Consider the following 24,855-nt stretch of genomic DNA (forward strand, 5'->3'; position numbering starts at 1 on the left):
GGAGTTTGATTTATAAACAGATATTGAATGATTCAAGAGTAACTAGTGATTTCAATTGCGCCTAAAAATAACAAAAGCGATGTAAAGCCGTGAATCTAGCAGCCAAATACAGCCTTAGAGTTTCTTCTAAAATCGCATATTTTGCTGTGTTACTTTCGGTGATGTTTTTTATTTGCTTGGGCTTACTAGCAAAGGCTAGTTTAAATGGCGAACAAGAGTCGCGCCTTTTGCCCTTCGGTGTGGTTCTCTATAAATTCCCATCGACCAGTACCTTTATGGTGGTGACGCACCCAGAATCGGAGTTAATAGATCGAGGATTGTTTAAAGATCGCATTATAAGCATTGATGATTGTGAACTGGCTAACTTTGATTCGCTAGAAGCGGTTTATGAATGTGTGGATTTGGATAAAGCTCAGTTACTACTCAAGGTTCACCACGGCAATCAAATAGAGCAATTTGTTGCGTACAAGTCTGATTCAAATGTGGAAAAGCTGCCAGTTGGCTATGCGTATTTCGGCTTAGACTTACTATTTTTAATCCTATCATTGAGCCTCTCGCTACTATTATTTTTTAAAGCAAGGCACCACCTCTCTGGATACTTACTTAGCGTTTCGATGCTTTTAAACGTTTGTGAAAGTCAGTTCTTTTACTATGGAAGCAATGTCTTTAGTGATGTGATAGCTGAAGCCATCAGAATTAATTTGATGTTGGTCGTAGGGCCCCTTGCTCTATATTTTTTCCCACAAGAATTCTCAAAAACCGTATTTAAAAGCCTTTCTTTTATCGTCATATGCATATGTATTATTGCTATGCAAACCAGCGTTAATTTATTTCTCTATTTTGAGTTAATAAGTTTGAGCACTTTCTCGATCGTTGTATCAATCGCTTTAGTTGTGTTTATTGTGCATTTCGTGACTAAGTTTAAAACCTCATTGAATACTCGAGAGCGAAAGCAAGTACTCACTATGGCTATTTGTCTGGCATTTGGATTTGTTTTGTATTTTCCATTGGTTAATTTTGCAGGATCTTATGGCTTCTTGATTGGTCGATACATTATCCCCATCAGCATTGGACTAGGTGTGTTTTTTGCACTAATGCGATACGGATTGTGGCAAGTGGATACGATAATTTCGAAGTCAGCGACACTGAGTGTTCTGTCGGTCATTGCCTTTTCTTTTTGGGCCGGTGTGGATCAAGGGATTCAAGCAGTGTTGAATCAAACGATAGGGTTAAGTAATAAGACGGTTACTGCGTTCTTAGCGGCTGCAATTAGTTCTTTCTTTATTGTGCCAGCCTACAATTTTGTCTCAAAGTCTTGCGATGCATTTTTTAATAAGAATTTGCACAATTTGAAACGACTGTTTTCAAAAGATATTTTAGTTTTGGCTGAGACTCAAAATTTGGATAATTTCTTAGCCCAAGTTTCTGAGAAAATGTTGCAGTTAACAGGTGCTCAAGCAATCAGTATTGTATTTGAAGATGCACAAAGACTTCCTGAGCCTTTGAATTATAAATTATCCAGACCGCTTTCTGAAGAGCATGAGTACACCACAAAATATGAAAATTTTTCTTATGAAGTAAGCGGGGTTATTGCTGTTTCAGTTTCTCTTACGTTTAAAGAGCGACGCATTAATCGGGAGATAAGAGAGGAGTTTAAAGAAGGCATGGATGAAATGGCTCGCGCGTTGGCGTCTTGCTCGCGTTGGAATTTTTTGGAGAACAAAGGGAATAGGTTAAGTCCGAGCTTTTAGTCTTATCTACTTGATATATTGCCTTTTTGTACTACACCTATATGTAGTATTTACAATAAGTCGTCAGCACCATGATTCAACTCGCCTATACAAGTATCTCGAACAGAGCGTTTTCTCGTGCGCAATTATTAACCTTATTGCAGCAAGCTCGGTTATCCAATGAATTGTTAAACATCACGGGTATTCTTTTGTACAAGGACAGTTCATTTTTTCAAGTCATTGAGGGAGATAAATTGGCTGTGACTAAGCTAATGATCGCAATTTCTCAAGATAAACGTCACCAACAAATTGATATTTTATTTAACCGCAAAACTGATAAACGAGATTTTGATGGCTGGAGTATGGGATACGTCAATATTGATGACCAAACTCATGATTTAAGCGATTGCTGTCGAGAAGAGTTTGAGTTTCCTTTTCAGGAAAAAGCTGGCAGCTTGTCTCAACTCGTTGATGTATCGACTGCAAAAATTCTCGTGCGTCGCTTTGCTAACCTTGGTGCCTGAGCGAGATAGGGGTATTTAACTAAAGAACATACAAAATTGGACGTTTGTATAGCTAAGACTTTGTAAACAATCCAATCCACCCAAATAAACTATCAAACCAAATCACTCAGATATGACTATAAAATGACTTATGAAAAGATTTATCATGGTCGGCTAAAGCACTTCCAACCTAATAACTCAATAAATCGAATAAAATAATTCGAATAATAAACAGGACGACAACATGAAGTATATTACGGTACTTTCAATGATGCTTTTTTCTGGCTCATTGTTAGCTCAAGCTTTAATTTTGCAACCCGAAATATCTCCCGACGCAAAGCAAATTGCATTTACCTATCAGGGCGATATTTGGGTCGCTGATGCAAATGGTGGAAGAGCCGATCGCTTGACGATACATGAAGGCTACGAGAGTGATCCGATATGGAGTCCAGAAGGAGACTTTATCGCGTTCAATAGTGATCGTTTTGGCAATAATGATGTTTTTATCATGCCCAAGTCTGGTGGCAGACCGACACGCTTAACGTATCACTCAGCTAGTGACAATGTATCTGACATCGGTCCAGACAATCAGGTCTTATTCAATACTCGAAGAATTTACGCTCAGGTAGAACGCGAAGCCGAAATTCATAGTGTTGATGCTAATGGTGGTGTTACTGAAGCGCGTTACATGGATGCACTAGGATTTGAAGCCAATATTTCTCCCAATGGACGCAAAGTAGCATTTGTGAGGAGCACCGCACGAGTATCACGCGAAGACTATAGAGGTCCTGCAAATAGAAATATCTGGATCTATGATACACAGGAAGACACCTATACCCAACTAACCGGTCATGCTGGTGCAGACATAATGCCCAAATGGGTGAGTAACGATGAGTTGTACTTCGTTTCGCCTAGAGCGGGAAAATACAATGTGTTTTCAATGAAACTAGATGGCACCACCAAACAACTCACGACCGAAGAAGAATTTGGGGTTAATCACTTTAGTACAAATGCCGATGGCAGTTTTGTTGTGTACCAAGCTGGCGACAAAATATTGAAGTTAGATGTGCGTAAAAAACGCAAAACCACCCTGAAAATAGATGTTCAAAGTGATTTCAGGTTCGACCCGCAGGTAGCGAAAAGCAAAACCAATGATGTTGACGAGTTTGCAGTTTCGCCGAATGGAAAGTTGTCCGCTTACGTGTTAAGAGGCGACATCTATGTAACTCGCAATGACAAAGAAGACAAACGAAGCGTTAGACTGACCCAAGGTGCGGCAAGAGACAGAGATGTTACTTGGTTAAATGACGATACCTTAATTTATGTATCAGATAAGGCCGGTCAAAATGATTTGTATAAGGTGACTTCGGCCGATGACAAGCAAAGCAATCTCTTTTTGAGTTTGAAGCATCAGTCCAAAGCGCTAACGAACACGGAAGCAGAAGAAACACAACCGGTTGTATCACCAAGTGGAAAGCGTATCGCATACTTAGTGGGGAGAGGTGGTTTAGTCACCGCTGAAATCGATGAAAATGCGACTATCACCAACCAGATAACACTGCTTGAGGGCTGGGATACACCTGGTGGCGTGGCCTGGTCTCCTGATAGTCAATGGTTAGCCTATTCTTTGAGCGACCTTAACTTCAATGAAGAAATATATATTCATGCGGCAGACAATAGCCGTCAGCCGGTCAATGTAAGCATGCATCCAAAATATGATATCAATCCGGTATGGAGTCCAGACGGTAGCAAGCTTGGCTTCAGTTCAATGCGCAACAATGGAGATTTTGATATTTGGTTTGCGTGGTTGAATAAAGAAGACTGGCAACGTTCTAAAGAGCAGTGGAAACGCGATGAATTCATGGATGAAAAAACGAATGCAAAAAAAGCAACTAAAGACAAAAAAACTGATAGCGATGAAAATGGCGAAGACAAAGACAAAGACAAAGACAAAGACAAAGACAAAGAAGTTGCTAAGATTAAAATAGATTTTGAAGGTTTATACAAACGTCTTGAACAAGTAACACGCTTTCCGGGTAACGAGACCGAATTAGCATTTGATCAAGAAGGCGAACACATTTATTACAGTATAGGCGGAAGTGGTCGCCAAAATTTCAAAATCGACCGTTCGCTTTACAAAATAAAGTGGGATGGTGAAGATAAAAAGACCATCTTAAAAGGTGATTCGCAAGCGAGTGATTTGGTTCTAGCCGATAAAGGAAAGCACCTTTACGCCTTAACCAAGGGCGGAAAAATTGTTCGAATTAAAACAAAAGGTGATAAATCAGAAACACTGTCGGTTAATTCTCAGATGAAGATTGACTATCAAAATGAGCTTGCTCAGATTTTCGATGACGCATGGCGAGCTTTAGACGCTGGTTTTTATGATCCGAATTTTCATGGCAAAGACTGGGATGAGTTGCGAGAGAAGTATCGACCTATTGCATTAAAAGCTTCTACTAAAGAAGACTTTCAGTACATTTTTAATTTAATGCTAGGGCAACTTAATGCGAGCCATATGGGCTTGTTTAGAGGTGAAAACCCCAAGCAAACACAAAAGCAAACGACAGGATTGTTAGGGATAGAAGGCAAGCATACTGAACAAGGTTTTGAAGTAACGTCAGTACTTCCCAATAGTCCGGCGGATAAAGAAGAAAGTAAACTTAATGTCGGTGACATCATTACTGCTGTTAACCAACAACATATCAGTAAAAAAGGACGTAACGACGTTCACACCAATTTTTATGCGACCTTGATGAACCAGGCTAACACGCCAGTTTTGTTGAACGTTAAATCTGGACAAGTTGATGAAGAGCTAGTCATCTGGCCGACAACTAGTCTGAGCGCACAGCGGTATGACGCTTGGGTAGAAGAGCGTAGACGTTTAACCGAACAGTTCTCTGATGGCAGGTTGGGATACCTGCATATACGGGGGATGAACTGGACAAGCTTTGAGCGTTTTGAGCGAGAATTGATGGCCGCTGGATACGGTAAAGATGGGATTGTTATTGATGTTCGATATAACGGGGGGGGCTGGACAACGGATTATCTGATGGCCGTGCTCAATGTCAAACAACACGCTTACACTATACCGAGAGGGGCAGCTAAAGATTTGAGTAAAGAGCACCAAAACTTTAAAGATACGTACCCGTATTCCGAAAGGTTGCCTTTATCAGCATGGACAAAGCCCTCCATCGCTATGAGTAACGAAAACAGCTATTCAAATGCTGAGATATTTTCACACGCTTACAAGGCGCTTGGCATTGGTAAACTGGTTGGTCGTCCAACATTTGGCGCAGTTATCAGTACTGGCGGTTATCGCTTGGTTGATGGCTCTTTGGTCCGAATGCCGTTCAGAGGTTGGTGGGTCAAAGAATCGGGTGAAAACATGGATTTTACGCCGGCAAAACCTGATATCGAAGTGTTTAATCCTCCTGCGTACAAAGCTAAAGGGATTGATCCGCAATTACAAAAAGCGGTTGAAGTGCTTTTAGGTGACTTGTAGCAGGGCCTGACACTGATTATTATTTAAGATGCTTTACGCGAGCATTTTCTAGCGCATTTATTGTGTTGTCTATGTTCGCATCTTTGACAAAGTCACTTAAAATTTGAGTGGCTGATGCTGCAAATTCATCCTTAGTGTCACGGTCGAAAAACTGTGACACTGCTTTTGCTTCACTCAGTGTTTCTTGGCCTTTAGTAATAAAATAATCAGGGTTGTCCGCAGTTTTAATGTTAGGAGAAATCATTGCTGATGCCTTATTAAAGGCTTGTTGGAATTCAACACCTGCAAACATTTTCAATACTTTTTCGATGTTTTTATCAACCTTGGTGTAATAGGGGACCACTAATAAATCAAGGGGAGCCTCTTCATATAATTCAACTCTTTTATCGATGATTGGAAACCTGAAAAATTTGAAATCATCAATTAACGCAGGTGGCATAGAACCCGCAAAAAAGTTTCCGATTAATGTCATTCCCGCTTTCCTGTGGTACAAATATGGCATTGCCTCAAGCCAGGTCCAAAGATCGTATTGCTCTAAAAAGTAGCCTTCGTCTAAAAGCTCTTTCCACTTTTTAAACACTTCAATTACACGAGGGTCTCTAAAACTATACTGTCCATCAAGCAGAGCAATGTGAAATTCAAAACCATTTAGTCTGAGGTTTAAGTAGTCAAACCAAGCGGCAACTGGCCAGTGGTATTTTGCGCCAACAGTAATTGGTATTATTCCGTTTTCTTTTAGCGTTTTGCATACGTGTTTAAATTCCTCCCAAGAACTAGGCGGCGAGAGTGAAAGTGCTTCAAAAACCGACTCTCGATAGAAGAAACCCCAGTGATAATACGAAATGGGTATCGCGTATAGCTTGCTATTATAGGAAGAAGCCCCTAGAGCACTTTCACTAAAATCGCTCCTAAGGCTATGTGATTGATAAAATTCACTTAAATCACTAATTTGTCCTTTTTCAATCAAGCTCGTCAATCTCGTGCCTGCTTGCCAACTTAAAATATCAGGGCCTTTTCCTTGATTAAGCCACTTTGAAAAGTCTTCTTTGTATTCAGCGTCAGGCTTAAAAATTAGCTCCAATGTGATCTCTGGATTCTGAGCCATAAACCTTTGGGCGTGTTTTAAGTAAATCTGCTTTTGTATCGAAGCGGAGGTTAAAATGCCGATTTCGATAGTCTCTGTAGCACGCGATTGCACACTACTCGTCAAAAATATGAAAATGAACGCAAACGTAAAAACTTGATTCAATTTATTCAGTCCTATGCCGCTATATAGCTAATGAAAAAATAGCTAATGAAAAAGAATTGCCCATAAAAATTATCGACTGAGCGAGCAAAGGGTTTAGGAATGAATTTACGAAAAAAACTTGGGATTGCGATTTCTGTTGCTGTTGCCGTCATTATTGTCATCTACACGATTGGCAGTGTGATTGTGAACCAAAGTAAAATGAGAGCCGAACTTAAGACGAATATTCAAAGTACGTCAACCCGCATTGGGGTGACACTTGCGTCAGCATTATGGAACTACGATATCGAGGCATCCAAAAAAATATCGGCAGCTGAGCTAGGTACCAATGGCTTAGTCGGTGTTACTGTATTTAATACTCAGAATGAACGCTTGTTTGATCTGCACTGGAATGATCAGAAAAACACATCACAATCGGGTGTTTTTGAACAAGATGCTTTTTATAAAACCGACAAGACGATTTATTTTATTGCGCAAGGAGAATCGTTAGATACTGGTAGCGTTAGACTTGTGTTTGATGACGCTAGCATTACTGATGCACTTTATCGATCTATTTTTAACGGTGCGCTCCAGCTTGTGCTTTTAACCTTGTGTCTCGTTGCTGTCATAAGTGCAATGAGTAATAAACTAGTCGTTACACCAATTGGCACAATCAATACTAGGGTTAAAGAAATTGCAGATGGTGATGGTGATCTTACCAAAAGAGTAGAATATCAAAGTGATGATGAACTGGGTGATCTAGCTGACAATATAAATGATTTTATTAGTCATGTTCACAGTATTGTCCAAGAAGTGATAGAAGTCTCTGTTCAGCTAGATAAAACTACTCACGACAGTCAAGACAACGTAAGTCAGTTAAATAGCCAAGTAAATACACTTAATGCCAAGGTAAATGATATTCAGCAAGCAATATCCGAATTAGTTAATACCTCTCAAGACGTCGCTAAACAAGCAAGTGCTTCAGCTGAATTTACCAAACAAACGACCAAACTTGCACAAGATGGCGTTGGAACGGTCAACGAAGCGGCAAAAATGATACGCTCGCTCGAGATAAGTATTCAGGAATCAACAACAAAAACAGCAGCACTTGCAGAGCACTCACAATCTATCAGCAGCGTGATTCAAGTCATTCGAGAAATAGCAGAACAAACTAATTTACTTGCCCTAAATGCTGCGATTGAAGCCGCGAGAGCTGGCGAGCAAGGAAGAGGTTTTGCTGTCGTAGCCGATGAAGTGAGAACCTTGGCTCAACGAACGCAGGACTCAACGGGTCAGATAACAGAAATAATTGAAGAACTTCAATCTCAATCTGCCGCCACACTTGACGTAATGAAGCACGGTCTAAGCCTGGTAGAAAGGAACGTAGAATCAGTTGATAAAGCTGAAAGCACCTTTATGCAAATCGAAACGGCAATTGCACAAAATTTAGAAGGGTCTAGGGCAATTGCAAACGATGTTGATGTGCAAAAAAATAGCCTTGACCAAATCAGCACTAGTGTGTCGGATATTCTCTCAAGCAACCAACAAACGCTCTCGATCGCTGAAGAAAACGCTTCAATAAATGCATATGTCATTATTATGAGTGAATCTGTTTCAAAAATAATTGAGAAGTTTAAAGTTGAAAAACCTGAGGACGAGCAAAAATCGAAAGACGAAGACGACGATATTATGTTTTTTGGAGACTAGTCTTTTGCGCTTTCACAGAGTCTTCTGTACATACTCACCCGTAGGTCTTTTTGAAGGTTTCTAACATTGATTTAAACGATGGTTTTAAACCAGAAACGAAATCGTCATAGTGCATATAAAAAGGGGCACGTGTACCGGCATACTCAAATTCATCGCCAATTTGTTCGAAACGAATGCCGATATGCCTCATACTTTTAGCGACTTTAGGATCGGCCATGAAATACACATGTTTTCGATTGGAATGGCTAGAGTAGGCAGCAGAAGCCATATATAAACCAACAGAAATTAGTGGGAAGCAACGCAGTTCCGTTTCGCTATACGTAGATGTATCAATGCCACCAATTGCAGCTGATGCATGCTGATCATCCTGCCGACGCCTAAAGTGCTTTGGAATTGAAACGCGAGAGACTTCTAAGGTCTGTTCGGGCTCAAAGCGTTCGGGATGTAATCTCAAGTCAGTAATATAGCGGGATGCGATTTTACAAATCGGTAAAATTTGCGATTTATCTTCAGGCGTCACCAAGCGCAATGCACCTGCATAGTTCTTTGAGGATTTATGTTGAATCAAACAGTGTTGTGAGTAACTATCATAAAAATCGGTTTCAAGGCCGTCCTCACTTTCATCAAACATCGATAACTCTTCACAAAAGACCTGATGTCGAATGCGTGCAGACGCTAAAAATAAATTGGTACCGCTTCCAATTACAGGTCTAAAAAATTGAGAAAAGTGTCTACTGATTCGATCGACTTCCCTCAGTCTATTATACCCCTGATAGGCTTTGGTTATTTTACCAACGGTGTTCTTAAATTCTTTTTGAATAGCCTCTGGTATGAAACCAGACTTGGCTGTGACTTGCGTAAACATTTATCTATCCTCTCTTGAGCACGAATATTATCAAAGAGTTTGATAGACGTTAGCGTATAATATTGAACATAGTTATCTTAATTAATACATTTACTTATCATTGTTCAGTACTCTGAATTCTCTCAATGCCTTGCTTTGTAAGTTATTAAAAGTTCTGGCGAGTAAGATGTGTTTCGCGCAGTTGTCGGTTTTAGGTATAAATTAACTTCATTATCTTCAGCTTTATAATTGCTAACTGTTAAGCTTTTGGTGTTTTTAGCATGTTAAATTTAAGTTTGAGTGACGAACAAAAAAACGTCATCAGTGAACGAGTCGTCAAAAACAATGCGATACCTTGCCTGTTATCGCAAAGCAGGCTGTTGTTGGATGCGTTAGGTATACTATTCTGGCCGAAACATAACTTATTAATTTTTTCGGACTTACATTTTGAAAAAGCCTCTTTTTTGGGACAATTTGCTAACCCTATTCCTCAATTTGATTCGCTAGATACTATAAGACGAATGCAAGCCTGCTTAGGGCTTTATCAGCCGCGTCGAGTTGTTTGTTTAGGCGACAGTTTGCACGATGTCAACGCTGTGCGTCGAATGCCTCAACATTACATTGACGCGTTAAATGCAATGGTGAGTAAAAGTGATAATTGGTGGTGGATACTAGGAAATCATGACCCTGAAATACCAAAGCAAATTGCAGGGGAGCGCGTTTCCTCGTTAAGGATTGATGACCTTTTACTCGTTCACGAGCCAGAAGAACATAGTCAATTAGGCGATGCAAATGCACAGATTATTGGCCACTTTCATCCAAAAGCCAGGCGAAAATTGAATAAACATAGTGTCCGAGGCAAGTGTTTCTTAAAAGACAATAAAAAGTTGTTGATGCCGGCTTTTGGGTCCTACACCGGTGGTTTGGATAGCGAAGATCCCGCACTTCAAACCTTACTCGATGACAATAAAGCCTGCTTCTTGTCGTTTAACGAAAAGCTTTACTTAGTATAAGCTTGAACCTCAATCGCGCCAGCGTTTCACTATATCTTGGTATGCGTCAATGCGTCTGTCTCTAAAATAAGGCCAAATACGCTTTATATGCTCACTTCTTTGCATGTCTATATCAGCTAATAAAGTTTGCTCTTTATCGTCACTCGCTTGTGACAAGACTTCACCTTGTGGACCGGCGATGAAGCTATGCCCCCAAAACTGAATACCCGGGTCGCCCTTTGTTGGTGATGGTTCATAACCTGTTCGGTTAGCAACGACAACTGGTACTGAATTAGCAACAGCATGCGCACGTTGAATTGTTTGCCACGCATCTTGTTGCCTTTTTTGTTCTTCCTGTGAATCTGTTTTATCCCAACCAATTGCAGTGGGATAAAATAAAATTTCAGCGCCGGCCATTGCCATTAAGCGGGCAGCTTCTGGATACCATTGATCCCAGCAAACCAATACGCCAAGCTTGCCTATACTGGTCTGAATAGGCTCAAAACCCATGTCACCCGGAGTGAAATAAAACTTTTCATAAAAGCCTGGATCGTCAGGGATATGCATTTTGCGATACATGCCGGCGATATCAGAACTGCGATCAAAGACTACAGCTGTATTGTGATAAAGACCGGTTGCCCGCTTTTCGAAAAGTGAAGTAACTAAGACTATGTTGAGTTCTTCTGCTAAGTTGCCGAAGAATTCAGTAGCTGCACCGGGAATAGTCTCGGCAAGGTCGAATGCGTCTACATTTTCATCTTGGCAAAAGTATAAGGTGCTATGTAATTCTTGCAACAAAACACATTCAGCACCATTCGACGCAAGCTTACGAACTTGTGCCGCGCTTTTCGCCCAATTCGTTTGTTTGTTATTACTCTCGACAGACTGTTGGACGAGACCAATTTTAAGTGTATTACTCATTTGCATATCTCATTTCAACGAAGGTTACGCGCGTTACAATACGCTTACGCCTTGTTTCGCACGGTTAATCACTTCAGTTTTTAAGGTGTCTATAGGCACCTGCATTGTCACGCAGTGCAGACTGCCATATTGTTGAACCAGTGTCGAACAATCAATGGCTTGTATTTTATGATTAGGAAACGCTTTCTCTATGATTTCTAATGCCTCTTGGTCCTCTGGCTGTTGGTAAACAGGGAACAGAATATGTCGATTACAAATTAAAAAATTTGCATACGACGCGGGCAATCTCTCACCTTTATCATTGAGCAAATATGGTAACGGGAGTTCGAAGATTTGATGGGTTGGGAAACTTTGTTCACAAGCATATTTTAACTTAAACAAATCGCCAAAATGATTATCGTTAGGACGATTAAAACACCCTTGTATTACTATAGAATGCAATGGGGTAAAGCGCACTAGAGTATCGATATGTCCATCCGTATCGTCACCCTCTAGGTGACCATCTTCAAAAATGGTGACGTGTTGACTGCCAAGGAAATTAGCAAACAAGCTACGGTACTCTTCGAGGCTCATTTTACCATTTCTTTGAGGATTCAATAAGCACGATGTTGTCGATAATAAATGCTGGTTTTGGTCTATTTCGATAGCGCCGCCTTCTAAAACAGTGTCTATATTCACCATGGTGCGCTGACATAAAGGAGCCAACACCGTTTGGTTAATTTGGTTATCTTTTGCTGCATCAAATTTCTGTCCCCAGCCATTAAAGATAAAGTTGACCGGTGTATTGCCATTTGCTGTTTCGCAACTTAAAAAAGTGAAATCGCGTGCCCAAGTATCGTTGTATTCTGCTTCTACAATTAACACTTTGGCCTGCATCGAAACAACACTTCTTACTAACCCTACTTCCTCAGAAGGGCACAAGAGAATAACGGCAGCACCAGCATCATTGATAGCATATATCAACTTCACATAGCATGCTCTGGCATCATCTAGGTTGTCTTTCCAATCTGTGTCTTTATGTGGCCATGCCAAAATAACTGCTTCTTGCTCAGCCCACTCGGGTAGCAGCGTCAAAAGGCCTGTCTGTAATGCGGGTGATGTGATTTTCATGACCAATCCCATGTTAAACTAACAAACAACCTTCTAGGTTGCCCTACAAAATAACGATAATTTCCAAAACCAAAATCGGCGCGTTCTGCATAATCAGTATCCAGCACATTATATAAGTTTGCTTGTAATTTAATTTGCTGAGAGAGCTGATACTTTAGTGACAAGTCCAATAAGGTGTGACCATCGTATCGCGCTGTATTTTCTGGATTTAAAAAATACTTAGAAGTGTAAGTGACAAATGCATTTAATGAAGCTTTCTCGTTAATTTCCCAGTCAACGCGAGCGTTTGCCAAATGTTTGGGTGCGGTGTCGATTTCATTTCCTTTTATACTGACTCGGCTAAACGTAAAGTCACTTTCATATTGGTGCTCGCCATAGGCGTAATTCGTTACCAAACTGAATTTCTTGTTTGGTGAATAACGCCATTCTAATTCAATACCCTGATGAGATGTTTCACCACCGATAATGTTTTGTCTGTTGGTGTCTTGAAAAATCACGTCCTTTTTTGTTTGTAAAAATGCAGACAACCGTATACTCGAGAGGCGTGTTTGTTGTTGCCATCCTAACTCAAGCGCGTTCATTGTTTCATTGTCGAGCTGAGTGGTTAATTGGTTGTTTTGAAGTCTAAATAGTTCTGTGGCTTGGGGTGCTCGATACCCTTGGTTGATCTTGGCGTAAAGGTTTTGTCCACTTTCCAAGGCATAGTTGAAGGTTACTGAAGGAGATATCGCGCTAAAATCAACTACTTGATCGCTTGGGCGAACAAATCTACACACGTCAACATCTGCGGCACAAGCGCTTCCATCCGCTAATTTATTGTTGTAATCATATTCAACACGCTCTGCTCTTGCGCCCGCGATGATACTTAGGTTGTCGAATTGCCATGTGCCTTGGGCGAACATGGCAAAGGTACTCGCATTAACTTCGTAGTCATAATGCTGACCCGCGGGGATAGAAGGTGAAAAAGGATTGGCTTGGCTTTCTTGAAGCTCTGCATCGGTTAAGTCAATATCTGCTCCAATAGTCCAATTTACATGAGCTTGCTCAAACTCATATTGAGCTTGCAAACCAACACTTGAATGAGCATTCTCCTCAAGTGCTTTCCACGGTAGGAAGTGCTGCAAAAATGCCATTTCATTCCAACGAACGTAAGGCGTTAAGCTTAGCGTTGAGTCGGTACTTGAACGGCTAAATCTGGAATAAGCCCGCAGTGATTTTGCATCCCTAAATGCTTCTGGGTTTGGATTTTCCTTACGAGCGTTTTTATCTTTATAAATCTCGAAGCCCTGAACGAATCCAGCGGTCTCTTGGTTGAGATTCGCGATATCTAAAACTGTTTTATTGTTCCAAGTTTGTCCCTGTATTTGATAAACCAATGTTGCTTTTTGTTGGTCGTAACCGCTTTGCTTTTGATATCCACCCTCGGTCGTAAAATTGGTGAAAACGCCAAAGCGGGCATCGGTATTCCGCTGTGCACTATTGACATCAAATGACTTTTTTAGACTTGCTCGCCCAAACTCATTTGCGCCGAAATCTAGTTTAAAAGCATTATAGGTTTGCCTGTATAAATCGGGCGACAGAATGTTAATGACACCATGTAATGCATTTGAGCCATAGAGCGTGCTAGCAGGTCCGCGCAGTATCTCTATTTGTGATGCCTGTTCAGTATTCGCGTCAAATAATTGATTGGCGTTGCAAAAACCCGGAGCGCGCAGTGATATCGAATCTAGTGCCATGAAAAAAGCACCACATCCTCCCGCACCGGTTAAAACAGGTGACCTTATCGAGGTCAGATGCTCTTGCCCGTTGCCACGGCTAATCCAAGCACCAGCGCTCTGGCTTACTAATTGATTAATGTGTTGTGCATTTATTGCTTCTAGTAGTTGTGCTTCAATAATACTCAAGCTCGCTGGCGTCTGACTGAGTTGTTGCGTCTTTTTACTAGCGGTAATGGTAAGTACTTCTATGTCCTGTTCGTTAGAGTGTGCATCCACCCCTAGCCCCAAGCCTAAAAATAGTATGCCAAAAGCTAATGTGTTATCTCTCATATTCATTTTAGATGCCTCCCGCCATTTAGATGCATAGTTTGACCTGTTACATAATCGCTATTGAGTAAAAAATTCACTGCTTTTACAGCCTCTTGGGCACCTGGACAAATTTCTAACAAAGACTTTTTCAATGCCTTTTCTTTGTATTCGACTGAATCCCATTCATTAAACATTACCAGAGCGGGCGCGAGGCTATTTACTTTGACATTGGGGGCTAAAAGGGCGCTAAACGATAGTGTAAGATTGTGCAGAGCTGCTTTGCTAGCGGCATAGGCGATGTGCTTCTTACTGCCTTTTTCTTGCACAAAATCAGTCATATGAATAATGTCAGCACCGACTTTTTTATCTACAAAAAGTTTTTTTAATGCCATGTTTATTTGATATGGAGCACTTGCATGTACCTGCATCATCTTGGTGAACAGCGATGCGTAATCGTTTGTGTCCGACTCTTGGTCCCAATCTGATGCGTTATGAATAATCGCGCGGACTTTTTTATTAGCTAAGTCCAAAGTTTGATCATTTGTTAACGTGGATATAAAACGCTGAATACCCTCATTGGTTGCAAAATCAGCTTGGATGGCAACTGCGCCTCTAGAGATTAGTTTTTCGACAGCAGGTTTTTCACTTCTATATGTTATAATCACGTCATGATGTTGAGCGAGTAGGTTTTCAGCAATAGCCAAGCCGAGGCGTTGTGCTGCACCAGTTATAATGATAGGCGAGGTCATTAACGAAAAAGTCCTTTATTTTTTAGAGTATATTTTTGTTTCTGCTACTCTTTATTATAGGTAATAAATGTTTTTGAAAGAAATACTTACGTTACTTAGCTCAAAAAGATGACATCGGCCTTCGGTTTTGTACTTAAAAGTACTTGCTTATTTAATCCTTAAAAGATTTTAAGCATAAATAGTTAAACCAATATTAGGTAATTAGCCGTATAGCTTAATATGAATAATTTAATGGACGACCTATGCTAGCAAAAGAAGCAATAATTATGCGCGAAGCGGCAGAGCCTGCGATATCTGCGGAGGCTTTGCTAGTGCGTCGAGCACTTGAAGCAAAAGGATTAGAAACGCCCATGATAGATAATGGGCTGAGTAACGAAGAAAAACGAAAACGTATCAAAGCCGCAATGACAGAGGTTATGCAAACGCTTGGGTTGGATTTAAGTGATGACAGTTTGCAAGATACCCCTAATCGAATCGCTAAAATGTACGTGAATGAGATTTTTTCGGGACTTGATTACCGTTCTTTTCCGAAAATCACGCAAATTGAAAATAAAATGCAGATAGATCAGCCTGTGCAAGTATCAGACATTAGTTTAACTAGCACGTGCGAGCATCACTTTGTGACGATAGATGGCACTGCAAGCGTGTCTTACATTCCAAAGGGCACCGTTATTGGCTTATCCAAGCTCAACCGTCTCGTTGCGTTTTTTGCTCAACGACCTCAGGTTCAAGAGCGTTTAACTCAACAGGTAATGGTCGCGATTCAGGCGTTAACAGGCACAGATGACGTTGCTGTGAGTATCAACGCGACGCACTATTGCGTGAAAGCCAGAGGTGTGATGGACTCTAGTTCTTATACAAAAACCTCTTCACTAGGCGGTCAGTTTAATACAAACGCGGATTTACGCAGAGAGTTTTTTTCGCTATAAGCAATTAGTGATTGATTTTTAAAAGGCCGCGGTAAGCGGCCTTTTTTATATTTTGAAGGGACGCTAAAACCGATAAGTGACTTGTGTAGCAAACAGCATCCAATGTTTCTTTTCGAATGATTCTGCAAACGGAGCAACGTAAGGCGCTAACCAACCAGACCCTTCCATATAGTGCACTTCTGATGTCGCTTGTAGGTTTGGGCTTATTTGCCAACTTAAACTAAGCGAAGTTGTTCGCGCCGTATTTGCATAATCGGGAAAAATATAGGGCGGCGTCGTGCTTCCCTCTCGATTTTTTTTGTTTCTATAAAACACTTCGTATCTCGCTGTCACGGTAAAATCCCTAGAGAGAGATTGACGGATCTGCGAATACCAACCCTCTGTAACGCTTTCAGTGCTCGGCACAAAATCAATGATTTCATTATCTCGCGTTATGTATTCAAATGTTAACTCTGTGCTCCCGTTTGAATATTGTACGCCCGCAGTAGTGGTATCGATTTCTAATACACCTTTGCTCAGGGGAATAAATAGTGTTGGAAGTACTGTTGGTAAAGCGTTTCCTTCTCCTGGAGTATAGTCTGTAGCGGTCCAAAATTTAGAGACATTAAACGTCAGATAGTCGGTGCTGAGTTTTATATCTAAGGTTTTAGCAATGTCAGACTCCCATTCTCCAGTGCTCGCTTCACCTAAAAGAGCTTGATTGAAATTACGATCTATTTGCGTCTTGCCCATTGCACTTTCAAACGAGATAGTCGCCCAGTTCAAAGGATAGTTAACGGATACCCTTGCACCGTCAAAACTAATCAGGAAATCTCTGAAAAAGTCCGAATAAATAGATTGCGGCATAATTATCGACGGACGACTCATCGGCAGGTCTCGAGACTCTGTATACAGCCCAGTTGATGGCTTTATTCGTCCGATGCTAAGTTGTGTTTCGCCAAACAGTTGTGAATAAATATCTATTGATGCGAAATCAACACGAGGTTCAGCGTCAGTCGTGATTTCACCAAGTCTTCGATATGTTACTTGACCCGTTACCGATACATTGTCTGAAAATGAATATCTGGCTTGGATACCCGCATCTACTAATGTTCTGCCATTTACGTTTGAACCCAAAAAGTTGTTGTCAGTAGCATATACCCCACCGATCCCGACAAAACCAGAAAGAGAAAGTTTGTCTGCATCAGCCGTTGCAATAAAAGGGGTAATGAGTAGCGCAACTAAGAGATGGCTTTTTATACTATTGTGCAAGAGACAAAACATGATAGCTTTCCTCCATCCTAGTTTTTTGAGCTTCATTAACAATCATGTAACCTAATGCATCGTTGTTTTCATCAATAAATGACAACATATCGAGTGTATTCTCTTTTATGGTTGGGGCTTTACCACGTCCTGAAAAGACGGCTCTATCCCAAATTCGTTGAAGCTGGTAAGGGTATAGGCCATATAAGTTTTGACTAAATTGTAGTGTCGTCGCTTCATCAAGCGGTAACATGATTAATTTAGCTCGTTTGTTATTGGGTAAAAACTTTTGTTTGAGCGAGTAAAGTCGTTTTACATCTTGTAGTGTCAATGATTCGTTCGATTTACTTGTGACTATTACAAGTGATTGTGATGAGTTTTCTTGTGCGCTTAACGCGCAAGTGAACAAGAGTAAGAGCCCAAGGAGGAAGCAATAAATACTTCTGTTAGGTCTAATCTCATACCGTGTTTGGGCAGTGTTAGCTGCAAATTGATGGCGCAAAATAACGTCTCTTTATCTTGTTATTTCCGTGTACATGTTGTTTCGGCTACTTCGATGAAAGCTTTATACAAATTTAATCGATGGGATCTATAAAGTGAGCCGGCGGAACTGACCGGCTTCGTGAGAGTTTTTTCGCTTGTACTTTTCTATTACTCAACAAGATGAAATTGTGTTTGACGGCCATTCATATACGTTACGTCTTCGCCATCAAAAAAAGCATTTTCTTCCAACATGATACGGACTTCTTTTCCCCACTCTGGAATAAATGTCGCGGCGTTTAGCTCAATCGAGTAGGCTGTGTTTTTGTGTAAGGGGTAGTCGCCTTGCACTGGAACACCTCCTTGCGAATCCCACATGCCCAGTGTAGTTCCAGCCGCATGACCATGGTAGCCAAGTGGGTGAGTATATATTGAGGGTTTGATACCTTCTTTGATAGCCAATGCGCGAGAAGTTTTAAGAATTTCATTTCCGGTCTTTCCGACTGCAAATTGAGCGGTGAATATATCTTGAAGTCGATTAGCGTTTGCTAAGGCTTTTTTGAGATAGACTGGCGCGTCGTTTTCACCTTCGCGCAATACATAAGCATGTTGTTGCTGGTCGCTGTTCAAACGCAGGTAAGTAATACCAAAATCCATGTGCAACAAGTCACCTCTTTGGATGATTTGCGATTCTGCTCGTTTACTAAATGCCTCTAAATGATTAAATTTCTCTGGATTTGCACGTTGAATTGAAACGCTAGGGTGGAACCAATTGACTAAGCCTAACGAGCGTGTTTTATCACGTAACCACCAGACAATATCATCAGTTGTAGTTGAGCCTACTTGGATAAACCCTGATGTATAAGCTTGACGAATTATTTCATGACCAATTTTCATTAGATCTGGAAAGACCTGCATCTCTAATTCAGTCCTTGTTTCTAACCAAGCGAGTGCCAGCTTCTCAGAACTGACCAACTTTTTCTTAAACGCCTTAGGAAGCTTTTCGGTAAATGCTAAGTATTCGGTTGCAGTCATGCCATCAGCCAAGGCGAAGTGTTCTGATTTATTAATAGCGATTGTTGCAGGGTTTTTATCAGCGATTAATTCAATAAGGCGTTGCCACTGACTAGGTTGAGTTTCTTTGTCCCACGCTTTCTTAAAAAGTGTATCGACTTGATACCTTGCTACTGCATATCTTGCGAGAGGTTTGCCTTCCCCCTGATCGTGAATAACGAGTATAGTGCGTCGCCGTGCTGATAACCATGTAGAAGGGAGCATGGTTTTTAATACTGGATCTTCATTGTATTCACGAGAAATTAAAACCCACATATCAATACCCTCGCGGCGCATCAAATTTGGCAAGGTGTTTTGTAGTTTGTCTTCCAGCATTTTATCAATAAGTTCAGATCTCTCTTTCATCCCCTTAATCTGTTCAAAGGGAGAATCAGTCTCTGCGCTAACCAAATTGCAGTAATAAGTGAGTAAAGAAAAAACGCTTATTTTTAAGAGTATTCTTGAAAGCATTTCTTTGATTTTCCATTGATAATGACCTTATTCACTATTTATACAGTGACGCGAGATGAAATCAATGAAAATAAAAAAAGCAGGTCAATAACACACAAATTGACCTGCTTTGGGGCGCTACATTTGTTCAGTAGGGAACACTACTACACAAAGAAGCAAGGAAACTGGTACATAAATAATCGCTATAACGCTAAACTACCTTCAACACTTTTACCCATCATATTGCTTGCGATCACCTTGATAGTCTTTACGTTTGCTAGCCGCTCAGGCATGACTACTGCGCGGTAGGGGAAGGTAGTATCTTCTGAGATTAGGCTTTCTTCTCCATTCTCATCAACTGCAAAAAATGCAACACGAGCAAGGTTTAGCTTGGTATCACCTTTAAATAAGATCTCAGCAGGGATAAAAATACGGTCGTTTTCAACATAAGTCTCTTTCAACTGAACCGATGCTATTTCAGCCATTTTTGCTTTTTCTGAAGCTTTTAGTAATTTTATGGACAAGGGGGCAAGCTCAGTTGTTAGTTTGCCTTCGATGACTTCAATCTCACTTGAAGTCGCGTACTGATAAAGTACCTCATAATCTGATGCATCTACTTCAAGTGTTAGGGTCTTCGGTTCGGTTCCCATGTTTGAAAGTACGAGGTACTCAACTTGCTCTACCTCGTCTACTCGACTAAATGCGTTCAATCGGTTGGCATCATCAACTAATCGGTTTTGATGGATACCACGCATCAATGCTTTATGTGATTGTCTAACGTTTGAAAGCTCTGCCAAGGCTTGATATATCGGATGAGAGGTATCAAAGTTATCGTCGGCGGTCGTTTTTGAGGTGCCTAATAGTGTATTATCGTTGTATGAGTCAACAAGTGAAGGGTCCATATTTTCACGCGCATCTACATCTCCACCGTCCCCACTGAAGCCTTGTTCATCACCGTAATAGACAACGGGAACTCCGCGAGAAAAATACATATAAGCATGTGACAATATACTGCGCTGAAGGTGGGTTGCCGCATCCTCGTTGGGCATGCCTTTTTGGATGAAGTGGCCGACGCGCCCTGCGTCGTGGTTACCCAAAAAATTGAGTAAAATGTCAGGACCAGAATCGTGATCACGGTAGTAGTCATCATTGTCAAATAGGTGACCTATTCTATTTATGTCTTGGCCAAAATACAGAGCGTCTTTAATATTGAAATGGAAACCAAAATCAAGTACTGAAGGAAGCATACCTGCTGTCGTGTATTTACTTAGGCCTGCTGGGTTACCGTCATAAACTTCGCCAAAGATATGAAACTTTGGAATACCAATATCTTGCGCGTGTGAAACAATGGCAGGACCGAATTGCTGCCAGAAGCTTAAATCAACGTGTTTGACTGTATCTATTCTAAAGCCGTCTGGTTTAAATTCAGAAATGAGGTTTTTAAAAATATCTGTCATGCCCTCAACAACAAAAGCTTGTCTTGTGTCTATGTCATCTAAGCCTGCAAAGTCGCCGTAAACAGCGCTTTCTCCTTCCCAAAAACTGTCGCCTTGATTATTGTAATATTGAGGATCATTTAACCAAGCGGGTGTTTTGACGTCGCTTTCACCGTCCATTACAAATAGTGTATAGCTATCACCTGTTGCGACTTGCTCTCGGGTTTTATATTGGCACCCATTCTGCTCTTCATTGAGGTATGTGCCATCTGGTTTATGGCACTCTTTATATTTTATGACGTCTGCAGTGTGATTAGTAATGATATCAAAAAACACTTTAATGCCGCGCTCATGTGCAGCGTTAATCAAGCTTTTTAAATCTTCATTCGTACCAAAATGTGGGTCTATTTCAGTGAAATCGATTACCCAGTAACCGTGATGGCCAAAACCATCGTTTTGAATAGCTCGGTTGCGGAGTAATGGAGTCATCCAAATAGCCGTCACTCCCATCCCTTGAATATAGTCAAGTTTTGCCTCAACGCCTTGCATGTCTCCGCCATGGAAGGCCCACTTTGACGTTTTATCAAGACCACCTTGTGAAATCTTTCTTACTGGATCGCCGTTGTCATTGCTAGAATCAGCATTGTGAAAGCGATCAGGCATTACGAAATAAAACACATCTTCTTGGATATCGCGGGTCAAATAATTGCTGACCGTGGGTAAAGTGACTGCGCTTTTATCTTCAGTAGTTGTGCTAGCCGGACTACAAGCCATCAGTGCGAGACTTGCACTTGCGACCAATGCAGCGAGCGTTTTGATTCGTAATGTCATGTTTGGGTCTCCTAGGTTTTAATACCTTTGTTCTATGCCTATTATTTAAAGCTATGGCACTTCTTGCCCACGCGCAGTTTCAAATAGCAGATACCAGTCTTCTCGACTAAGCTCCACCTTATTTGCGTGTGTGCATTGTATGATTCTATCAATGTTCGTCGAACCAATTACCGGCTGTATACCAATCGGATGTTTCATTAACCAAGAAAGCAATATTGCATTTGGATTACTTGAGTAGCGATTACTCATCTGTTTGAGCAGTTTTTCGGTTGCTAATTGGGCCTGACTCGGATTGTCAGGGAGATTACCGCTATACATACCTTGTGCCAGACAGCCCCAAGCTTGAAGCTGGACACTTTGCTGCTCGCAAAACTCAAGTGTGCCTCTCGGGAAACCACTATTACAGCCTTCCTTCATATTTGTAGTAATGCTCTCTTCTACAAAATCGGCATGTGCAAGACTCATTTCGATTTGATTCGCAATAATTGGAAAATCGATTGCTGACTGAATCCAAGCAATTTGCGCTGCATGCATATTCGAAACCGCGAGGTGTTTAAACTTGCCTTGCTTTTGCAAGTTTGTAAGCATCTCTGCCGTGTCGTCTAAATCCATTAATGGGTCTGGTCTGTGCAAAAACAGTACATCTAGCTGTTCAACTTGAAGACGCTTAAGGCTTGCTTCTAATGCAGACTTTATCCAAACAGGCGATAAATCATATGATTTGACGTCATGGGTAGGGGTAAGTTTAATCCCGACCTTAGATTGAATAATCATCTTGTTACGTAATGATGGTTGTTGTTTTAATACTTCGCCAACAACCGATTCAGCTTTGCCAAACGTATAAATGTCAGCAAGGTCAAACGTATTGATCCCCTTTGCTAGACATGTCTCTATGATTTCTTGTGCTTGCTTAACGTCTTTTGCTTCGTATCCGTTTGGATTCCACCCGCCGCCAAGGCCCATACAGCCATATACAAGCTGGCTGCTTTCTGGGAAATACTCATTAATTGCTAAATCTGACATTAAACCTTCCTTAAATCCCTATTTTTGCTACCGTTCAAACTCTATTAGGTACAACTAGGGTGCTCGTTAAATAAATGTAACAGGAATGTACTACAATAGTCGCATGAATACGTATGCGAAAGTACACAAAGGGTGCATTTATACCCCTCAATACAAAAAGGTCAATTATGAACAAATATTTTTTAATATTTCTCCTTTCTTCTCTCGTTTTGTCTTGTACTTCTATCCCTGAGGGCATCAAACCTGTCACTGGTTTTGAAAAGGAACGGTATTTAGGAACTTGGTATGAAATAGCGCGTTTAGACCATCCATTTGAGCGGGATCTTGAACGGATATCTGCAACTTACGATTTGCGCGAAGACGGTGGTATTGCTGTCTTAAATAAGGGGTACAACACAAAAGAAAAAAATGGACTGAAGCTAAGGGAAAAGCCTACTTTGTGACAGACGATCAAACGGGTCATTTGAAAGTTTCTTTTTTCGGGCCTTTTTATGCCAGCTATGTTATCGCTGAACTTGATCAAGAGGGGTATCAATGGGCAATGGTGACTGGGCCAGATACTGATTTTTTATGGTTGTTATCTCGAAACCCAACTATGCAACCTGCCGTTATTGACCAGCTAAAACAAAAAGCAAAAGAGGCTGGCTTCAATGTGGATTCATTGATTTATGTCAATCACAACTCCGATGAGCTAAAAGCTAAATGAAAAAAACATTAAAATGAAATAGATTTGTGATAATTAGGGTCTATCCTTTCGTTATCAGTTTCGGTAAGTTGTACCCAAGCTTTTAAAGCAACAAACAATACACCAAGGAAGCACATGTCAAATAGTTACGTTGAAGTAGTTAAGCAAGCTATCAATTTATTGGATGAGATTAGCTTAAATGACTATCAAAAGGAGTTGCCTCCTCATTTCCCAAGTAGTATCGGAGCGCATATTAGACATGTGATAGACCATTTCGTTGCAATAGTCGGCGCTGAGCATTCTGGGATTGTTAATTACAACAAACGCAATCGTTACGGTGAGGTAGAGATGCATCCTCAGGTCGCGATAAAGAAGCTAGAAGAAATTGTTGAATGGCTGACCAGTATTTGCACCAAAAGCCTTGATCAGCAAGTCGATGTCACAACTGAAATCGACATAAGCCATACTAAATCCACCACTTGCCATTCAACTTTAGAACGAGAGTTGGTATTTGCAGCGAGCCATGCAATACACCATTATGCTCTAATCAGAATAATGCGCACTATGCAGGGCAAAGCATTACCTGAGTTTTTCGGTTATGCGCCAGCGACGATTACGCACTTAAATCGCAGCGCTTAGTATTAGTTAACAATCTGTATCACGTTTCTTGGGTAGCGATTTATTCGCTATCACCCTCAGCGGCCCTAAGTTCAAACAAATCTTCAACTGCTACCTCAAAGAACTTAGCCAAACTCAGCGCTATGATGACCGATGGCGTAAAGCGTCCAGTTTCTACAGTACTGATAGTTTTGCGGGATACGCCAATTGAAGCCGCGAGTTCTTGCTGTGACAAGCCTTTTTCAGCGCGCTTTAAGGCCAACACATTTGTTAAGTGATAACTCATGGTGCCTCCTCATCTTCATCTTGATGTAGTTTAATGTATGTGACCACGCCGTAGATTAAAAAGCTGAGAGAAACGAGCGCGGTTCCGAGAGCTTTTAGCGATACAATGTCACTTAAAGAGTCACCAAAACACATGGCAAGTAAAGCAATTAAGCTCATTACTAACGCGCTTAGTTTATATCCAAGTAGACTCACGCTATTTAAGAATTCATCATGATAAGTGCCCATCCATGCATTTTTTGAAAAGCTCTGCTTTATAAATTTATTGGATTTTATTAAAAAGTAACTTGTTGATATGACGAATAATGCTGCGATTAAATAAAAGCTTGCAGAGACAAGCATCGATTTATCTGACAGGTTGAAAATCTGATCAGTTGTTAGTACCGCTAACCCAAATCCAAGTGATATCGAAATCCTACTATTGTGCAATATATATTCATGCTCTTGTTCAGGGTTAATTACCTTGTTCATTTGTCTATTATCCTTCTGATTGTTGATACCTAAAGGTTT

Annotated in this window: 20 protein-coding genes and 1 pseudogene; 8 read left to right on the forward strand and 13 right to left on the reverse strand. The window is 40.8% G+C overall.

What is annotated here, in order from left to right:
• The first annotated feature begins 89 nt into the window (after positions 1 to 89).
• The 3 genes from KUL10_RS11545 to KUL10_RS11555 all read left to right on the forward strand — a co-directional run bounded on the left by KUL10_RS11545 (position 90) and on the right by KUL10_RS11555 (position 5,738).
• Positions 90 to 1,751 carry a hypothetical protein gene (locus KUL10_RS11545; RefSeq protein ID WP_110429090.1) on the forward strand — a complete coding sequence of 554 codons (1,662 nt, stop codon included), beginning with the start codon at positions 90 to 92 and terminating at the stop codon, positions 1,749 to 1,751.
• Positions 1,752 to 1,822: 71 nt separating this feature from the next.
• On the forward strand, positions 1,823 to 2,254 hold the full coding sequence (locus KUL10_RS11550; protein WP_110429091.1) for a BLUF domain-containing protein: 432 nt from the start codon (positions 1,823 to 1,825) through the stop codon (positions 2,252 to 2,254).
• A gap of 223 nt (positions 2,255 to 2,477) precedes the next feature.
• Entirely contained in the window at positions 2,478 to 5,738 is a 3,261-nt protein-coding gene (locus tag KUL10_RS11555) for a S41 family peptidase (RefSeq protein ID WP_110429092.1), read from the forward strand.
• A 19-nt stretch (positions 5,739 to 5,757) separates the two neighbouring features.
• On the opposite strand, the gene KUL10_RS11560 is transcribed toward KUL10_RS11555, so the two are convergent.
• Entirely contained in the window at positions 5,758 to 6,987 is a 1,230-nt protein-coding gene (locus KUL10_RS11560) for an ABC transporter substrate-binding protein (RefSeq protein ID WP_233499797.1), read from the reverse strand.
• A 99-nt stretch (positions 6,988 to 7,086) separates the two neighbouring features.
• Here KUL10_RS11560 and KUL10_RS11565 point away from each other — a divergent pair, with 99 nt between their 5' ends.
• Positions 7,087 to 8,670 carry a methyl-accepting chemotaxis protein gene (locus tag KUL10_RS11565; RefSeq protein ID WP_110429093.1) on the forward strand — a complete coding sequence of 528 codons (1,584 nt, stop codon included), beginning with the start codon at positions 7,087 to 7,089 and terminating at the stop codon, positions 8,668 to 8,670.
• Between the two features lie 34 nt (positions 8,671 to 8,704).
• Here KUL10_RS11565 and KUL10_RS11570 read toward each other — a convergent pair whose 3' ends face one another.
• Positions 8,705 to 9,535, reverse strand: a complete 831-nt coding sequence (locus tag KUL10_RS11570; protein WP_110429094.1) for a PEP-CTERM/exosortase system-associated acyltransferase — start codon at positions 9,533 to 9,535, stop codon at positions 8,705 to 8,707.
• Between the two features lie 260 nt (positions 9,536 to 9,795).
• On the opposite strand from KUL10_RS11570, the gene pdeM reads away from it, so the two are divergent.
• Entirely contained in the window at positions 9,796 to 10,527 is a 732-nt protein-coding gene (gene pdeM, locus KUL10_RS11575; protein ID WP_110429095.1) for a ligase-associated DNA damage response endonuclease PdeM, read from the forward strand.
• 9 nt (positions 10,528 to 10,536) lie between these two features.
• Here pdeM and KUL10_RS11580 read toward each other — a convergent pair whose 3' ends face one another.
• The 4 genes from KUL10_RS11580 to folM are packed head-to-tail and all read right to left on the reverse strand — an operon-like array spanning position 10,537 to position 15,313.
• Positions 10,537 to 11,427 carry a carbon-nitrogen hydrolase gene (locus tag KUL10_RS11580; protein ID WP_110429279.1) on the reverse strand — a complete coding sequence of 297 codons (891 nt, stop codon included), beginning with the start codon at positions 11,425 to 11,427 and terminating at the stop codon, positions 10,537 to 10,539.
• Between the two features lie 33 nt (positions 11,428 to 11,460).
• The gene (locus tag KUL10_RS11585) at positions 11,461 to 12,537 is read right to left on the reverse strand and encodes an agmatine deiminase family protein (protein WP_110429096.1); all 1,077 of its coding nucleotides are present in this window, start codon (positions 12,535 to 12,537) and stop codon (positions 11,461 to 11,463) included.
• Positions 12,534 to 14,591 (reverse strand): TonB-dependent receptor, encoded by a 2,058-nt coding sequence (locus KUL10_RS11590; RefSeq protein ID WP_110429097.1) that lies wholly within the window; start codon positions 14,589 to 14,591, stop codon positions 12,534 to 12,536. The genes KUL10_RS11585 and KUL10_RS11590 overlap by 4 nt, the downstream gene beginning before the upstream one ends.
• Positions 14,588 to 15,313, reverse strand: a complete 726-nt coding sequence (gene folM / locus KUL10_RS11595) for a dihydromonapterin reductase (RefSeq protein ID WP_110429098.1) — start codon at positions 15,311 to 15,313, stop codon at positions 14,588 to 14,590. The genes KUL10_RS11590 and folM overlap by 4 nt, the downstream gene beginning before the upstream one ends.
• 242 nt (positions 15,314 to 15,555) lie before the next feature.
• Here folM and folE point away from each other — a divergent pair, with 242 nt between their 5' ends.
• Complete coding sequence (folE, locus tag KUL10_RS11600; RefSeq protein ID WP_110429099.1) at positions 15,556 to 16,242, forward strand: GTP cyclohydrolase I FolE; 687 nt, start codon at positions 15,556 to 15,558, stop codon at positions 16,240 to 16,242.
• Positions 16,243 to 16,305: 63 nt separating this feature from the next.
• Here the strand turns inward: folE and KUL10_RS11605 are convergent, their stop codons facing one another.
• The 5 genes from KUL10_RS11605 to KUL10_RS11625 all read right to left on the reverse strand — a co-directional run bounded on the left by KUL10_RS11605 (position 16,306) and on the right by KUL10_RS11625 (position 22,757).
• Positions 16,306 to 17,505, reverse strand: a complete 1,200-nt coding sequence (locus KUL10_RS11605; protein WP_110429100.1) for a hypothetical protein — start codon at positions 17,503 to 17,505, stop codon at positions 16,306 to 16,308.
• The gene (locus KUL10_RS11610) at positions 17,483 to 17,815 is read right to left on the reverse strand and encodes a hypothetical protein (RefSeq protein WP_146216781.1); all 333 of its coding nucleotides are present in this window, start codon (positions 17,813 to 17,815) and stop codon (positions 17,483 to 17,485) included. Before KUL10_RS11610 ends, KUL10_RS11605 begins: the two co-directional genes overlap by 23 nt.
• A gap of 320 nt (positions 17,816 to 18,135) precedes the next feature.
• Positions 18,136 to 19,488, reverse strand: coding sequence for a M24 family metallopeptidase (locus KUL10_RS11615; protein ID WP_110429102.1), 1,353 nt, complete (start codon positions 19,486 to 19,488; stop codon positions 18,136 to 18,138).
• Between the two features lie 182 nt (positions 19,489 to 19,670).
• Entirely contained in the window at positions 19,671 to 21,734 is a 2,064-nt protein-coding gene (locus KUL10_RS11620) for an alpha-amylase family glycosyl hydrolase (RefSeq protein ID WP_110429103.1), read from the reverse strand.
• A gap of 51 nt (positions 21,735 to 21,785) precedes the next feature.
• A complete protein-coding gene (locus KUL10_RS11625) occupies positions 21,786 to 22,757 on the reverse strand; it encodes an aldo/keto reductase family oxidoreductase (protein WP_110429104.1) in 972 nt (323 codons plus the stop codon).
• Between the two features lie 167 nt (positions 22,758 to 22,924).
• Between KUL10_RS11625 and KUL10_RS11630 the strand changes: the two are divergent.
• A pseudogene (locus tag KUL10_RS11630) lies at positions 22,925 to 23,463 on the forward strand (lipocalin family protein).
• A 114-nt stretch (positions 23,464 to 23,577) separates the two neighbouring features.
• Positions 23,578 to 24,081, forward strand: coding sequence for a DinB family protein (locus KUL10_RS11635; protein ID WP_110429105.1), 504 nt, complete (start codon positions 23,578 to 23,580; stop codon positions 24,079 to 24,081).
• 40 nt (positions 24,082 to 24,121) lie between these two features.
• Here the strand turns inward: KUL10_RS11635 and KUL10_RS11640 are convergent, their stop codons facing one another.
• Complete coding sequence (locus tag KUL10_RS11640) at positions 24,122 to 24,346, reverse strand: helix-turn-helix transcriptional regulator (protein WP_110429106.1); 225 nt, start codon at positions 24,344 to 24,346, stop codon at positions 24,122 to 24,124.
• Positions 24,343 to 24,816: a hypothetical protein gene (locus tag KUL10_RS11645; protein WP_110429107.1), complete on the reverse strand. Its 474-nt coding sequence runs from the start codon at positions 24,814 to 24,816 to the stop codon at positions 24,343 to 24,345. The genes KUL10_RS11640 and KUL10_RS11645 overlap by 4 nt, the downstream gene beginning before the upstream one ends.
• Positions 24,817 to 24,855: the final 39 nt, after the last annotated feature.

The sequence above is a fragment of the Glaciecola sp. KUL10 genome, assembly GCF_003203515.1.
GTDB lineage: Bacteria > Pseudomonadota > Gammaproteobacteria > Enterobacterales > Alteromonadaceae > Glaciecola.